This window comes from Streptomyces milbemycinicus (assembly GCF_002154605.1).
Lineage (GTDB): Bacteria > Actinomycetota > Actinomycetes > Streptomycetales > Streptomycetaceae > Streptomyces > Streptomyces milbemycinicus.
In genome coordinates, this window is the sequence record NZ_MUNE01000290.1 from 18,787 (window position 1) to 33,522 (window position 14,736).

The following is a 14,736-nucleotide window of genomic DNA, read 5'->3' on the forward strand; positions in this document are numbered from 1 at the left end:
GTGGTGCGGGAGGGCGAGCGTTGTTGCGTCCTCCCAATGTAGGCCCGGGCCCGGCCTGGGGCTACGCGGGAGCGGGCACCCCCGTCAGGGCCGTCACCACCGGCTCCAGGGCCTCGTGGATCTCGTCGCCGATGGAGCGGAAGAAGGTGATCGGCGCGCCGTACGGGTCGTACACCTCGTCCGCCTCCTCGGTCGGCGCCAGCAGCCAGCCGCGCAGCGCGGCGGCCGCCTGGACCAGGGCGCGAGCCCGGTCAACCACGCCGCCCGCCTCTTCCGGGTCGGGCAGCGTCGCCGGGTCTATGGCCCGTACCAGCCGGGTGAACTCCTTGAGCGTGAAGGTGCGCAGCCCCGCCGAATGCCCCATGGAGATGACCTGGGCGCGGTGGTCGCGGGTGGCGGTGAGGACGAGGTCGGCGCGGATGACGTGCTCGTCGAGCAGTTCACGGCCGAGGAAGCCGGCCGGGTCGGCGCCGAAGTCGGTCAGGACGGTGGCGGCGTGCGCCTCCATGGGCGCGCCCTCATGGCCCCAGGTCCCGGCGCTCTCCACGATCAGCCCGCTGGTGCGCTCGCTGCCCAGACGGTGTGCGAGGGCATGCCGGGTCAGCCGCTCGGTGATCGGCGAGCGGCAGACGTTGCCGGTGCTGACGTGGAGGATGCGGAAGGTGTGTTCGGCGCTGTGGTGACGGTGTTCCGCTATGCCACGCCCCTCAGGGGCTGTCAATTGGCCACCTCGAGGTCGGGTACGACCTCCCGCAGCTGCTCGGCGCTCAGGGCGCCCGCGCGCAGCAGGACCGGCACCTTACTGGTCACATCGACGATGGAGGACGGAACGGCGGCGGGGGTCGGCCCGCCGTCGAGATAGACCGAGACCGAGTCGCCGAGCATGTCCTGGGCCGCGTCGCAGTCCTGCGGGGAGGGGTGGCCGGTGAGGTTGGCGCTGGAGACCGCCATCGGGCCGAAGTCGTTCAGCAGCTCGATCGCGACCGGGTGCAGCGGCATCCGGACCGCGACGGTGCCGTGGGTCTCCCCCAGGTCCCAGGTGAGCGATGGCTGGTGCCGGGCGACCAGGGTGAGCGCGCCCGGCCAGAAGGCGTCCACGAGCTCCCATGCCTGCTCGGACAGGTCGGTGACCAGGCCGTGCAGGGTGTTCGGGGAGCCGACGAGGACGGGGGTCGGCATATTGCGGCCGCGGCCCTTGGCCTCCAGCAGATCGCCGACGGCCTCGGCGTTGAAGGCGTCCGCACCGATGCCGTAGACGGTGTCGGTGGGCAGCACGACCAGCTCGCCGCGGCGGACGGCGGACGCGGCCTCACGCAGGCCGGTCTTGCGGTCGGTCGGGTCGCCGCAGTCGTATCGCCGTGCCATCATTTCTCCTTCGCTGGGTATCCGGCAGTGCGGTGCGTCACCGGATCGCTACTTTCCGCCCGCAGGGCCCGTCCGCCGGGGCCACGGCATCCGCCCGCGTCACGGCATGGCCTTCCGCGCCGTGGCGAAACGGGGCCGCTTGTTCAGGTCGGGGTGGTCGGCGGCGTCCGCCCAGCCACGCTCCTCGGTGAAGATCCACGGCACCTGGCCGCCCTGGGTGTCGGCGTGCTCGATGACCACGACCCCGCCGTGGCGCAGCAGCCGGTGGGCGGTGCGCTCCAGACCGCGGATCACATCGAGGCCGTCCTCGCCGGAGAACAGCGCGAGTTGCGGGTCGTGGTCGCGGGCCTCGGGCGCGACGTACTCCCACTCGGTCAGCGGGATGTACGGCGGGTTGCTGATCACCAGGTCCACCTGTCCGTCGAGCTCGGGCAGGGCCGTCAGCGCGTCCCCGTGGTGGAGAACGACGCGGGACCCCTCGACGTTCTTACGGGCCCACCGCAGGGCGCCCTCGTCCAGTTCCACGGCGTGCACCCGCGACCGCGGCACCTCCTGGGCCAGCGCGAGGGCGATCGCCCCGGAGCCCGAGCACAGGTCGACGATCAGCGGTTCGACGACGTCCATGGCGCGTACCGCGTCTATGGCCCAGCCGACGACCGACTCGGTCTCCGGGCGGGGCACGAAGACGCCGGGGCCGACCTGGAGCTCCAGATAGCGGAAGAAGGCGCGCCCGGTGATGTGCTGCAGGGGCTCGCGGGCCTCCCGGCGGGCTACGGCCTCCCAGTAGCGGGCGTCGAAGTCGGCGTCGGCGACGCCGTGCAGCTCACCCCGCTTGACGCCGTGCACAAAGGCGGCCAGCTCCTCCGCGTCGAAGCGCGGAGACGGCACGCCGGCGTCGGCCAGCCGCTGGGTGGCCTGCGCCACCTCGGCGAGCAGCACATTCACTGAATTCCTCCAGCCGGTCCGGACAAAGGCTAAGGCTACGGGCCTTCCCTCTGGGGGTATGGCCCTACTGCGCGGCCGCGAGCTTTGCGGCGGCGTCGGCGTCGACGCACGCCTGGATGACCGGATCGAGTTCGCCGTCGAGCACCTGGTCCAAGTTGTACGCCTTGAAGCCGACCCGGTGGTCCGAGATCCGGTTTTCCGGAAAGTTGTAGGTGCGGATGCGCTCGGACCGGTCCACCGTGCGGACCTGGCTGCGCCGCGCGTCCGACGCCTCCCGCTCGGCCTCCTCCTGGGCCGCGGCCAGCAGCCGCGAGCGCAGGATGCGCAGCGCCTGCTCCTTGTTCTGGAGCTGGCTCTTCTCGTTCTGGCAGGAGACCACGATGCCGGTGGGCAGATGGGTGATGCGCACCGCGGAGTCGGTGGTGTTGACCGACTGGCCGCCGGGTCCTGAGGAGCGGTAGACGTCGATCCGCAGGTCGTTCTGGCTGATCTCGACCTCGACCTCCTCGGCCTCCGGGGTGACCAGCACACCGGCGGCGGAGGTGTGGATGCGGCCCTGCGACTCGGTGGCGGGCACCCGCTGTACGCGGTGCACCCCGCCCTCGTACTTCAGCCGGGCCCACACCCCCTGGCCGGGCTCCGCGTTGCTCTTGGCCTTCACCGCGACCTGGACGTCCTTGTAGCCGCCGAGGTCGGACTCGTTGGCGTCGATGATCTCGGTCTTCCAGCCGACGCGCTCGGCGTAGCGCAGATACATCCGCAGCAGATCGCCCGCGAACAGCGCGGACTCCTCGCCGCCCTCGCCGGCCTTGACCTCGAGGATCACGTCCTTGTCGTCGCTGGGGTCGCGCGGGACCAGCAGCAGCCGCAGCCGGTCGGTCAGCTCCTCGCGCCGCGCCTCCAGCTCCTTGACCTCATCGGCGAAGTCCGCGTCGAGCTGGGCCAGCTCGCGCGCGGTCTCGATGTCTTCCCCGGTCTGCTTCCAGGAGCGGTACGTACCGACGATCGGGGTCAGCTCGGCGTAGCGCTTGCCCAGCCGCGTCGCCTCGCGCTGGTCGGCGTGGACCGCGGGGTCGGCGAGCCGCTTCTCGAGGTCGGCGTGTTCGCCGATCAGTTCCTCGACTGCCTCGAACATCAAGGGCTCCTGGTTGCGTGGAATGGGCTGCGTGGGGGTGGGGTGCCGTAAGGCTGTGACGACCAGCCGTGACGACCAGCCGTGATGACAGGCCGTGACGAGAAGCCGTGACGACAAAACGCCGGTCCGGCCGCCCCAGGGAAGGGGCGACCTGAGACCGGCGCCGTGCGGGTCGCTACTTCTTGGCGGACCCGGCGTTCTTGCCGAAGCGGGCCTCGAACCGCGCCACGCGGCCACCGGTGTCGAGGATCTTCTGCTTGCCCGTGTAGAACGGGTGGCACTCGGAGCAGATGTCGGCACGGATGGTGCCGCCCGCCACGGTGCTACGGGTCGTGAAGGAGGCGCCGCAGGTGCAGCTGACCTGCGTCTCGACGTACTCCGGGTGAATGTCGCGCTTCAAGGGATTCTCCTAGGTTCGGGAGGGCACCGGGTCGACAGGCGGGTTGCCTGACGTGAACCGGGGCCGACGAACCAGTCTGCCAGGACTGGCCGCATCCCCCAAAACCGGGGGTAGGGCCCAGATATTCCCAGGGCTCGGACGAGGGTCAAAGGGCCCGTATCTGGGTGTCAGGGATTCCGGACGACCTTGCCGGCGTCACCGGTCGCATCCCCCGCCGAGCCCTTGGTCGCGGACGCCGGAATCGGCTTGTCCCAGCGCAGCGCCTGCCAGACCTCCCGGGCCTTGGTGTCGATCGGCAGCACGCGGTTGGGGTTGTTCGGGTCGTACTGCACGGGCAGCGTCACCATGTGCATGTCCTTGGAGCCGATGCCCTTCAGCCCCTTGGCGAAGCCGAGCAGCTTGTTGACGGAGGCCAGCTCGGAGTCGGTGGTCAGCGCCTTGGTGGAGGTGTCGGCGAGGTCGTAGAGCTTCTTCGGGCTGCTGAACAGGTCCACGGACTTGATCTGGTCGAGCAGCGCCTTGATGAACGCCTGCTGGAGCTTGATCCGGCCGAGGTCGCTGCCGTCGCCGACGGCGTGCCGGGTGCGTACCAGGCCGAGGGACTGCTCGCCGTTGAGCGTGTGCTGTCCGGGCTCCAGGTCGAGGTGGCTCTTGGCGTCGTGGATCGGCTGGGTGGTGGTGATGTCCACGCCGCCGAGCTGGTCTATGAGGTGCTTGAAGCCGGAGAAGTCGACCTCGAGGTAGTGGTCCATGCGGATGCCGGTCATCGACTCGACGGTCTTGACGGCGCAGGCCGGGCCGCCGACCTCGTACGCGGAGTTGAACATCGCCAGACGCTGGGCGGGGACCGTCTTGCCGTCCTTGGTGCAGACGGGACGGCGGATCAGGGTGTCGCGCGGGATGCTGACGACGCCGGCCTTCTTACGGCCCTTGTAGACGTGCACGACCATGGCGGTGTCGGAGCGGGAGGTTCCCTCGTCGGTGCCGTACTTGGCGTTCTGGCCGGCGCGCGAGTCGGAGCCGAGGACCAATATGTCCATGGAGCCGTTGTCGACGTTCTTGGGGCGGTCGGAGCCGAGGGCGCCGTTGATGTTGACGCTGGTGATATTGCCGTTCAGCTTGTAGTACACATAGCCGGCCCCCGCACCGCCCAGGACCAGCACGGTCGCCAGCGTCCACACCGTGCCCATCAGCGCCTTGCGGCGTCCGCTGCGGGGCGCCGGGGCCGAATCCTGCGGTGTGGTGTTCCTGTGCTTAGCCATGCCCTCTTCAGTCCTCGCTGTCCGGTGTACCCCCACCATCACTTGGCGTGTTCGCGCCGTGATTCGACCTGACAGACGACAGGTCGTCCGCCAGGGTTGCATATGGAGGTCTCCCGTTCCGGAACCGAGCACGGCGCCCACGCCTTGCTACGGCCTACCGGGCTCGCGCCGCTGACCTGGAGTTTCGTTGCGTACGACGGAGATCGCGCAGGTCGGCGGGGGCGGCGCCCGATGTGGCCCAGATCTCATCCAGACGTGGCGAGGGCCTTCCCGCCGCAGCGGAAAGGCCCTCGTCATTTGTCAGAAGCGCCGCTGATCAGTCGCCGTTGCCCGGGGTGGGCGTGGTCTTGGCGATCTGCATCAGGAACTCGGCGTTCGACTTCGTCTGCTTCATCTTGTCCAGAAGCAGCTCGATCGCCTGCTGCGAGTCGAGCGCGTGCAGCACCCGGCGCAGCTTCCAGACGATGCTCAGCTCCTCCGGCGCGAGAAGGATCTCCTCCTTGCGGGTGCTGGAGGCGTCGACGTCGACCGCCGGGAAGATGCGCTTGTCGGCGAGCTTCCGGTCGAGCCTGAGCTCCATGTTGCCGGTGCCCTTGAACTCCTCGAAGATCACCTCGTCCATCCGCGAGCCGGTCTCGACCAGTGCGGTGGCCAGGATGGTCAGCGAGCCGCCGTCCTCGATGTTGCGCGCGGCGCCGAAGAACTTCTTCGGCGGGTAGAGCGCGGTCGAGTCGACACCACCGGACAGAATGCGGCCGGAGGCGGGCGCCGCGAGGTTGTACGCGCGGCCCAGGCGGGTGATCGAGTCCAGCAGGACGACCACGTCATGACCCAGCTCGACCAGGCGCTTGGCCCGCTCGATCGCCAACTCGGCGACGGTGGTGTGGTCCTCGGCCGGGCGGTCGAAGGTCGAGGAGATGACCTCGCCCTTGACCGACCGCTGCATATCGGTGACCTCTTCCGGCCGCTCGTCGACGAGGACGACCATCAGATGGCACTCGGGGCTGTTGCGGGTGATCGCGTTGGCGATCGCCTGCATGATCATGGTCTTACCGGTCTTCGGCGGGGCCACGATCAGACCGCGCTGGCCCTTACCGATCGGCGCGACCAGGTCGATGATGCGGGTCGTCAGCCCGCCCGCCTCGGTCTCCAGACGCAGACGGTCCTGCGGGTAGAGCGGGGTCAGCTTGCCGAACTCCGGCCGCCCGCGCCCGGTTTCGGGCGCCATGCCGTTGACCGAGTCGAGGCGGACCAGCGCGTTGAACTTCTCGCGGCGCTCGCCCTCGCGCGGCTGGCGGACCGCGCCGGTGACGTGGTCGCCCTTGCGCAGGCCGTTCTTACGGACCTGGGCGAGCGAGACGTACACGTCGTTCGGGCCCGGCAGATAGCCGGAGGTCCGGATGAACGCGTAGTTGTCGAGGATGTCGAGGATGCCCGCGACCGGGATCAGGACATCGTCCTCGGACACCTGCGGCTCGTTGCCGAATTCCTCGCGGCCACGACGGCCACGGCGGTCGCGGTAGCGGCCGCGGCGCCCGCGGCGTCCGCCGTCGAAGTCGTCGTCCATGTCGTCGGCGCCGGGGCGCTGCTGGCCCTGGCCACGGCTGTCGCGCTGCTGACGGCCGCCGCTCTGCGCGGCGCCGTCCTCGCCCTTGCCGCCACGGCGGTCACGGCTGTCACGGCCCTCACGGCCGTCGCGGCCCTCACGACCGTCGCGGCCCTCACGGCCCTCACGGCCCTCACGGCCGTCCCGCTCGCGCTGGCCACCGCGCTCCCGGCGGTCGCCCTTCTGGCCGCGCTCGGCGCGCTCGGCCCGGTCCTGGCCCTTGGCGCTCTTGCCCTCGGCGGTGTCAACAGCGGCCTCGGCCTTGGCGTCGGCCAGGGCCGCAGGCTTGGTGGCAGCCTTGGCGGCCTCGGCCTTGGTCTCCGTCTTGGTCTCGACGGCGGTGGCGGTGGCAGTGCTGTCGGTGGTGGTGGCGGTGACCGGCGCGGTGGCCCGCCGGCGGCGGCGCCCGTCGGCCGGCTGCTCGTCGGCGGCGGGCTCACCCGGCTGGCCCGGGATCTCGATCTGCTGCTGAGCGGTGGCCTTCTCCGCCTTCGCGGCCGCTTCGTCCTTGGCGCCGTCGGCCTTGGTGGCCGCCGTCTTGGCCGCGGCCGGCTCGCTGTCCTCGCCCGTACGGGCCTTGGAGGTCGTGCGGCGCTTGGGCTTTGTCACCCCCTCGGCGGCGGCGGGGGCGGCCTCGGCGGACTTGGCGGAGGCGCCGGAGCCCTGCTTCTCCTTGATGACCTCGATCAGCTGGCTCTTGCGCATCCGCGCGGTGCCCCTGATGCCGAGGCTCGAGGCGAGCTGCTGCAGCTCGGCCAGGACCATGGCGTCGAGGCCGGTGCCCGAGCGGCGTCGCCGCGGGGCAGTGCCAGTGGCAGCACCGGTGGCAGGCGCGGCGGGAGCGTCCGTGGCGGGCGCGGCATTGCCGACACCGCTGTCGGAGGTGCCGGAGGCGTTCACGCCCATCAGATCGGTGGTGTCGCTCACGAAGGGTCCTTCCCTGGAGCGGGCGTCGGCCTGTCTGGCTCGGCGACCGGTTGTGCTGTCCGGCTGTGTCCTTCTCGTGCGGACCGGCCGGGGCGGTGGTCCGCCAGGTATGGCGGAGAGATCAATTCATTGGTTCCGACGCGACGGAGGCTTCGCCTGGGTCCGTCACGCCATTCCGGAGCTCCGGAGCGTGCTCGGAACTGCTCAGGCAGGCTGCTCAGGCAGTTTGGGAGGCTCCCGGAAGAAGGGTGGTCCCGGATCGGGACACTGAGCACTGCGCCTCCCCGCCCGGCGATCACTCCGAGCATGAGGCATCAAGTGCAGACTTGAGGTTAACACTACCGGATCCAACAAACATTCCCCCTCTCCAAGACCGGCTATCGAGTTTTTCGGGACTCCCGAGGCCGCCTGGGCCGCTTCGGGCGTCCGCGGTGTCAGGTGAGCGGCAGGACGCTCGCCCCCCCGGCGTCGAGAGCCAGCCGGTTGGCCGCCCACCCCTCGCCCGCCAGCCGTGCGACCTTGTCGGCCGCACCGTCTTCGACCAGCGCAAGCACCGTGGGGCCCGCGCCCGAGATAACCGCGGGGACCCCGTCCGCCCGCAGTCGGTTCACCAAAGCCACGCTCTCGGGCATCGCCGGTGCGCGGTACTCCTGGTGCAGCCGGTCCTCCGTCGCGGCGAGCAGCAGCTCGGGGCGCCTGGTCAACGCCTCCACCAGCAGCGCGGCGCGCCCCGCGTTCGCCGCGGCGTCCACATGCGGGACGTTGCGCGGCAGCAGCCCCCGGGCGGTGGCCGTGAGCACCGGCCGGCCGGGCACGAAGACCACCGGAACGATGGAATCGGAAGGGTCCATTCTGATCGCCCGGGCCGCTCCCGCGTCCATCCAGGCGAGGGTGAAACCGCCGAGCAGACAGGCGGCGACATTGTCGGGGTGACCCTCGATCTCGGTGGCCAGCTCCAGCAGCGCCGCGTCGTCGAGCCGCTCGGCGCCGCCTATGGTCACCGCGCGGGCGGCCACTATCCCGGCGCAGATGGCGGCCGAGGAGGAGCCCAGACCCCGCCCGTGCGGAATCCGGTTGGCGCAGACGACCTCGAGGCCGCGCGGCTGTCCGCCCAGCAGGTCGAAGGCGGTGCGCAGGGAGCGTACGAGCAGATGGTCCTCGTCGCGCGGCAGCGTCTCGGCGCCCTCACCCGCGATATCGACGTGCAGACCGGAGTCGGCGACCCGGACCACCACGTCGTCGTACAGCCCCAGGGCCAGGCCGAGGGCGTCGAAGCCGGGACCGAGGTTGGCGCTTGTGGCGGGCACGCGCACTCGGACGGCGGCGGCGCGGAACGCTGGACCGGCCATCGCTCGATGACTCTCCTTGTGTGACTGGGATTGCTGTGTGACTGGGATTGCTCGAAGAGGTACGGAACACCGCGGGGGCCGTGCCGGGAAGTACGGCAACGCCGTGCAGAGGCAGCTGCTCTGCGTCGGGGCGGATTCAGTACAGCCTATCGAAGGAAGGTTCTGTGGCGACATAGGGCGCACGGGAGGCGCACGGTGCGTGTCGCGCTCCCTCTCGTCGTCCGCGACCACTCTACTGGAGCGTTCCGCACGCCCTCCTCGCTCCTGGGCTTCTCCGCCCGCACTCTAGTGGATCTTGAGCCGCGGCGCCGGGGGCGTACCCCCGGCGCCGCGTGAACGAGGGCCAATGGGCCCGAAAATCAAGCCAGCCCGAGCCGCTCGGCGGCGGTGTCCGCGTCCACCGGCACCGTGACCGGCTGCGGCGCGCCCGCCACCGCCCAGTCCGGGTCCTTGAGGCCGTTTCCGGTCACCGTGCACACGATGCGCTGGCCGGGGTCGACCAGACCCTGCTCGGCGGCCTTGAGCAGACCCGCGACGCTCGCCGCGGAGGCCGGCTCGACGAAAACGCCCTCCTGGGAGGCGAGCAGCCGGTAGGCGGCGAGGATTTGACGGTCGGTCACCTCGTCGATGAGGCCGCCGGACTCGTCGCGCGCCTGCTCGGCGAAGGCCCAGGAGGCGGGGTTGCCGATGCGGATGGCGGTGGCGATGGTGCTCGGGTTCCTGACCGGCTCACCGCGCACGATGGGCGCCGCGCCGGAGGCCTGGAACCCCCACATCCGGGGCGTACGGGAGGCGGGCGCGCCGAGCGGGCCGTCCGTCGCGTACTCCTTGTAGCCCTTCCAGTAGGCCGTGATGTTGCCCGCGTTGCCGACCGGCAGCACATGGATGTCGGGCGCGTCGCCGAGCATGTCGACGATCTCGAACGACGCGGTCTTCTGCCCTTCGATACGGGCCGGGTTGACCGAATTGACCAGCGCCACCGGGTACTTCTCGGACAGCCCGCGGGCCAGCTCCAGGCAGTCGTCGAAGTTTCCGTCGACCTGGAGGATCTTGGAGCCGTGGACCAGGGCCTGGCCCATCTTGCCCAGCGCGATCTTGCCCTGCGGAACGAGGACGGCGCAGACCATTCCGGCCCGTACCGCGTAGGCGGCCGCGGAGGCCGAGGTGTTGCCGGTGGAGGCGCAGATGACGGCCTGGGCGCCCGCCTCCTTGGCCATGCTGATGGCCATGGTCATGCCGCGGTCCTTGAAGGACCCGGTGGGGTTGGCGCCCTCGACCTTGAGGTGCACCTCACAGCCGGTGCGCTCGGAGAGCACCTGGGCGGGGACCAGCGGGGTGCCGCCCTCGCGCAGGGTGACGACGGGGGTCGTCTCGCTGACCGGCAGCCGGTCGCGGTACTCCTCGATGATGCCCCGCCAGCCCTGCCAGCGGCGGGTGCCGGACATCGCGGGCCCGGCGTCAGCGATTGTGTTCATGATCTTCCTTTACTCCCCTACTCACCCTCTACTCCCTACTCACCCTCTACTCGCCCTCGACCCGCATGATGCTGGCGACATCACGGACGGTGTCCAGCCTGCGCAGCGCCTCGACGGTGGCCGTCAGGGCCGCGTCGCTCGCCTGGTGGGTGACCACGACGAGGGACGCCTCGCCGTCCTTCCCCTGCTGGCGGACCGTATCGATGGATACGCCATGCTCGGAGAAGACCGTGGCGACCTGAGCAAGAACTCCCGGTTTATCGGCGACGTCCAGACTGATGTGATAGCGCGTGATCACGTCGCCCATGGGGCTCACGGGCAGCCGGGTGTACGCGGACTCGCCCGGTCCGGTGGTCTGGCCGAGCCTGTTCCGGCAGGCGGCGACCAGGTCGCCGAGGACCGCCGAGGCGGTCGGCAAACCGCCGGCCCCGGGCCCGTAGAACATCAGCCGGCCGGCGGCCTCGGCCTCGACGAAGACCGCGTTGTACGCCTCGCGGACAGAGGCGAGCGGATGGCTCAGCGGGATCATGGCCGGGTGCACCCGGGCGGTGACCGACCGCCCGTCCTCGGCGCGCTCGCAGATCGCCAGCAGCTTGACCGTACAGCCCATGCGCTTGGCGGAGGCGATATCGGAGGCGGTGACCTCGGTGATGCCCTCGCGGTGCACATCGTCGAGGGTGACGCGGGTGTGGAAGGCGATCCCGGCCAGGATCGCGGCCTTGGCGGCGGCGTCGAAGCCCTCCACGTCGGCGGTCGGGTCGGCCTCGGCGTACCCGAGGGCGGTGGCCTCGTCCAGCGCCTCGCTGTAGCCGGCGCCGCTGGTATCCATCCGGTCGAGGATGAAGTTGGTGGTGCCGTTGACGATGCCGAGCACCCGGTTGACCTTGTCCCCGGCCAGGGATTCGCGCAGCGGCCGCACCAGCGGAATCGCGCCCGCGACCGCGGCCTCGTAGTACAGGTCGACGCCGCGCTCGAGCGCGGCCGCGTGCAGGGCCGCGCCGTCCTGCGCGACCAGCGCCTTGTTCGCCGACACCACGCTGGCGCCGTGCTCGAAGGCGGTGGAGATGAGGCTACGGGCGGGTTCGATGCCACCGATAACCTCAACGACAACATCGATGTCGCCCCGTTTGACCAGGGCGGTCGCGTCGGTGGTGACCAGCTCGGCCGGGACCCCCTCGCGCACCCGGTTGGGGCGGCGCACGGCGATCCCGGCCAGTTCGACCGGGGCGCCGATGCGCGCCGTGAGGTCCGCCGCGTGCGTCGTCATGATGCGCGCCACCTCTGAGCCGACCACTCCACAGCCCAGCAGCGCCACTTTCAGCGGACGCGTACGCATCATCCGACCTCGCTTCTCATCCATCTAAGTAGTGCACCAGTCTCACTCACTGGACGGGACTTTCTATCCCCGGTCCAGTATCCGAGATTTGTTTCTCGCCAGCCGAGCTAGTACTCGCTTGCTCGGCTAACCGACATCAAGCCGCAGGAGATCTTCCTCCGTCTCGCGCCGGACGATCTCGCGCGCCTGCCCGTCCTTCACGGCGACGACGGGCGGACGGAGCGCGTGGTTGTAGTTGCTCGCCATGGAACGGCAGTACGCACCGGTGGCCGGGACCGCGATCAGATCCCCGGGCGCCAGATCGGCGGGCAGGAAGGCGTCCCGTACGACGATGTCGCCGGACTCGCAGTGCTTGCCGACGACGCGGGAGAGCATCGGCTCGGCGGTGGAGATACGCGAGACCAGTGCCACCGAGTACTCGGCGTCGTACAGCGCGGTACGGATGTTGTCGGACATGCCGCCATCGACACTGACGTACGTCCGCAGGGCCGGCAGCTCCTTGACCGTCCCCACCTCGTACAGCGTGAACGTAGTCGGCCCGGCGATCGCCCGCCCCGGCTCCACCGACAGCCGCGGCACCTCAAGCCCGGCCGCCTCGCACTCCCGGTGGACGATGTCGCGTAGCGCCTTGGCGATCTGATGCGGCTCGCTGGGGTCGTCCTCGGAGGTGTACGCGATGCCGAGACCGCCGCCGAGGTCGATCTCGGGCAGCTCGATCCCGTGCTCGTCCCGGATCTCCTTGAGCAGCCCCACCACCCGGTGGGCGGCCACCTCGAAGCCGGAGGTGTCGAAGATCTGCGACCCGATGTGCGAGTGGACGCCGATCAGCTCAAGACCGTCGAGCTTCAGCGCCCGCCGCACCGCCTCCGCGGCCAGCCCACCGGCCAGCGGAATGCCGAACTTCTGGTCCTCGTGGGCGGTCGCGATGAACTCGTGCGTATGCGCCTCGACGCCCACGGTGACCCGGATCTGGACGCGCTGCCGCTTGCCCAGCCGCTCCGCGATATGCGCGACCCGCACAATCTCCTGGAACGAATCGAGCACGATCCGCCCCACCCCGGCCTCGACGGCCCGGCGGATCTCCGCCTCGCTCTTGTTGTTCCCGTGCAGCGCGATCCGCTCGGCCGGCATCCCGGCGCCCAGCGCGGTCGCCAGCTCCCCGGCAGAACACACGTCGAGGTTCAGCCCCTCCTCGTTCAGCCAGCGCACGACGGCGCGGCACAGGAAGGCCTTCCCGGCATAGAACACATCGGCATCCGCCCCGAACGCCTCCCGCCAGGCCCGGCAGCGAGCCCGGAAGTCGTTCTCGTCGAGGAAGTACCCGGGCGTCCCGAACTCCTCGGCCAGCGTCTTGACGTCCACCCCGCCGACGGTGACCACCCCGTCGGCGTCACGGCCGACCGTACGGGCCCAGACGCGCGGGTCCAGGGCGTTGAGGTCGGTGGGCGGTGCGGTGTAGTGCCCCTCGGGCAGCACATCGGCGTGGCGGGGCCCGGCGGGGTGTGCGGAACGGCTCATGGTGTCTCTCTCAGGTGTCTCACAGATGTTCCGGTGCGCTGATGCCGAGCAGGTGCAGGCCACCGGCAAGCACCGTCCCGGCAGCCTCGGCAAGGGCCAGCCGGGAACGGTGGGCGGCCAAGGGTTTCTGCTCGCCGCGCGGCAGGGGCGGGCACGCGTCGTGGAAGCGGAAGAAGGCGTCGGCGGTGGCCTCGAGGTGCCGGGCGAGCCGGTCGGGGGCGCGGTGGCGGGCGGCGGATTCGAGGAGGCGAGGGTAGTCGCCGAGGAGGGAGATGAGGGCGACGGCGGTGGGGTGGTCGTACGCACTGTCGGCGCTACGACTGCTGTCGGGGTCAACCCCAAGATCGACCCCATTCCTGAGGAGAGCCCGAACCCGGGAGTGGGCGTACCGCACCCGGAACAACGGATTGCTCTCCCGCTGGGCGAGGAGCCGACCGGGATCGAGATCGGGAAGATCGTGCGCGGCGGCCCGCAGCAGGGCCCAACGGCTGGCGTCGCTCCCAAGCAAGCCGAGCAGCTCCTCAGCGCTGATTCCGGCGGGCCGCACGGCAAGCACCGCGCCCCCCTCAGCGACCTCGCACTCTCCCCCACAAACGACCACAAGCCGCACCACAACGGCCCCGACCAGCGCCCCACGCACCTCCCGCGCAGGCGCGAGCCGCACCAAGGTCCCGGCCAGAGCATCCGAGCGCCCGTAGTCCTCGCCGCGCTCCAGCACGCCGCGCACGAGCGCGGCATGCCCGCCGGAATCGACGGTGATGTTCAAAAACCCGGGCCCGGCGATCTCCACCCCGGCGATCCCAGGCGTAACCACCAGCCGCCGCCGCAACACCTCAGCCACCCGCAAGGCGACCGCGGGCCCCCCATCCCCCTTTACGAGCTTTGCAAGCTGGAGCGCCACATTAGTCGCGTAATCCCCACACCCCGCCCGCGGCGGAGCCTGCACCTTCACCCGCTCCGGCAGCACAGCCACCCGCAGCTCGTCGGCCTCGACGGCACGGCGCACGGTCTGCAGCACGGTGCGGGAGAGCTGGGCGGGTGTCACGGCACAAGCGTATGGGAGGAGGGGGGCGTCCCCGCGAATGGGTTTCGCCCCTCGGACGGCGAGCAGGGCGGCGGGGAGGCACGCCCTGACGGGCGCAAGCAAGACCGCAACAGCCACAAGCGCACGCCCGCCCACCCCAAGCCGCCCCGGGCCCGACCCGACAACCGGGCGCGGGAACGGGGACAGCGGGAACCCAGACAGGGGAACTTGGACAGCCGGAACCCATACGCCGGAACCCACACATGGGAACCTGGACAGCGGGAACCGAGACAGGGGACAGTCCGCCCCGGCCCCCACCACCAGGCCCACGGACTCAGCCCGTGGGCCCCACAACGGGCTCCGCATCCCCAGGCGCCGCCGCGGCGGCGCCTGG

Annotated in this window: 12 protein-coding genes and 1 pseudogene (1 of these 13 only partly in view); all 13 read right to left on the reverse strand. The window is 70.6% G+C overall.

Annotation, left to right across the window (positions count from 1 at the left end):
• Window positions 1–61: 61 nt before the first annotated feature.
• Entirely contained in the window at window positions 62–721 is a 660-nt protein-coding gene (locus CCN51_RS23130) for an arsenate reductase/protein-tyrosine-phosphatase family protein (protein WP_014176382.1), read from the reverse strand.
• A complete protein-coding gene (locus CCN51_RS23135) occupies window positions 718–1,365 on the reverse strand; it encodes an L-threonylcarbamoyladenylate synthase (RefSeq protein ID WP_014176383.1) in 648 nt (215 codons plus the stop codon). Before CCN51_RS23135 ends, CCN51_RS23130 begins: the two co-directional genes overlap by 4 nt.
• Before the next feature lie 99 nt (window positions 1,366–1,464).
• Complete coding sequence (prmC, locus tag CCN51_RS23140; RefSeq protein ID WP_014176384.1) at window positions 1,465–2,310, reverse strand: peptide chain release factor N(5)-glutamine methyltransferase; 846 nt, start codon at window positions 2,308–2,310, stop codon at window positions 1,465–1,467.
• Window positions 2,311–2,374: 64 nt separating this feature from the next.
• A complete protein-coding gene (prfA, locus tag CCN51_RS23145; RefSeq protein ID WP_014176385.1) occupies window positions 2,375–3,445 on the reverse strand; it encodes a peptide chain release factor 1 in 1,071 nt (356 codons plus the stop codon).
• Between the two features lie 175 nt (window positions 3,446–3,620).
• Window positions 3,621–3,845 (reverse strand): 50S ribosomal protein L31, encoded by a 225-nt coding sequence (gene rpmE / locus CCN51_RS23150; protein WP_014176386.1) that lies wholly within the window; start codon window positions 3,843–3,845, stop codon window positions 3,621–3,623.
• Between the two features lie 167 nt (window positions 3,846–4,012).
• Window positions 4,013–5,107 carry an LCP family protein gene (locus CCN51_RS23155; protein WP_014176387.1) on the reverse strand — a complete coding sequence of 365 codons (1,095 nt, stop codon included), beginning with the start codon at window positions 5,105–5,107 and terminating at the stop codon, window positions 4,013–4,015.
• A gap of 316 nt (window positions 5,108–5,423) precedes the next feature.
• The gene (rho, locus tag CCN51_RS23160) at window positions 5,424–7,640 is read right to left on the reverse strand and encodes a transcription termination factor Rho (protein WP_014176388.1); all 2,217 of its coding nucleotides are present in this window, start codon (window positions 7,638–7,640) and stop codon (window positions 5,424–5,426) included.
• 434 nt (window positions 7,641–8,074) lie between these two features.
• A complete protein-coding gene (thrB, locus tag CCN51_RS23165; protein WP_014176389.1) occupies window positions 8,075–8,989 on the reverse strand; it encodes a homoserine kinase in 915 nt (304 codons plus the stop codon).
• Window positions 8,990–9,348: 359 nt separating this feature from the next.
• Window positions 9,349–10,434: a threonine synthase gene (gene thrC / locus CCN51_RS23170; RefSeq protein ID WP_043490173.1), complete on the reverse strand. Its 1,086-nt coding sequence runs from the start codon at window positions 10,432–10,434 to the stop codon at window positions 9,349–9,351.
• 76 nt (window positions 10,435–10,510) lie between these two features.
• On the reverse strand, window positions 10,511–11,803 hold the full coding sequence (locus CCN51_RS23175) for a homoserine dehydrogenase (protein WP_014176391.1): 1,293 nt from the start codon (window positions 11,801–11,803) through the stop codon (window positions 10,511–10,513).
• Window positions 11,804–11,926: 123 nt separating this feature from the next.
• Entirely contained in the window at window positions 11,927–13,318 is a 1,392-nt protein-coding gene (lysA, locus tag CCN51_RS23180; protein WP_014176392.1) for a diaminopimelate decarboxylase, read from the reverse strand.
• Between the two features lie 19 nt (window positions 13,319–13,337).
• Entirely contained in the window at window positions 13,338–14,363 is a 1,026-nt protein-coding gene (gene nrtL / locus CCN51_RS23185; RefSeq protein ID WP_043490175.1) for an ArgS-related anticodon-binding protein NrtL, read from the reverse strand.
• Window positions 14,360–14,736 (reverse strand): annotated as a pseudogene (locus CCN51_RS60080) (response regulator); it runs 355 nt beyond the window's last position. The gene nrtL and the pseudogene CCN51_RS60080 overlap by 4 nt, the downstream one beginning before the upstream one ends.

Excerpts from the sequence above, each read along its gene's own strand:
- CCN51_RS23135 (WP_014176383.1), bottom strand. The coding sequence starts at position 1,365 with ATGGCACGGCGATACGACTGCGGCGACCCGACCGACCGCAAGACCGGC.
- prfA (WP_014176385.1), bottom strand. The coding sequence starts at position 3,445 with ATGTTCGAGGCAGTCGAGGAACTGATCGGCGAACACGCCGACCTCGAG.
- CCN51_RS23155 (WP_014176387.1), bottom strand. The coding sequence starts at position 5,107 with ATGGCTAAGCACAGGAACACCACACCGCAGGATTCGGCCCCGGCGCCC.
- thrB (WP_014176389.1), bottom strand. The coding sequence starts at position 8,989 with ATGGCCGGTCCAGCGTTCCGCGCCGCCGCCGTCCGAGTGCGCGTGCCC.
- thrC (WP_043490173.1), bottom strand. The coding sequence starts at position 10,434 with ATGTCCGGCACCCGCCGCTGGCAGGGCTGGCGGGGCATCATCGAGGAG.
- CCN51_RS23175 (WP_014176391.1), bottom strand. The coding sequence starts at position 11,803 with ATGATGCGTACGCGTCCGCTGAAAGTGGCGCTGCTGGGCTGTGGAGTG.
- lysA (WP_014176392.1), bottom strand. The coding sequence starts at position 13,318 with ATGAGCCGTTCCGCACACCCCGCCGGGCCCCGCCACGCCGATGTGCTG.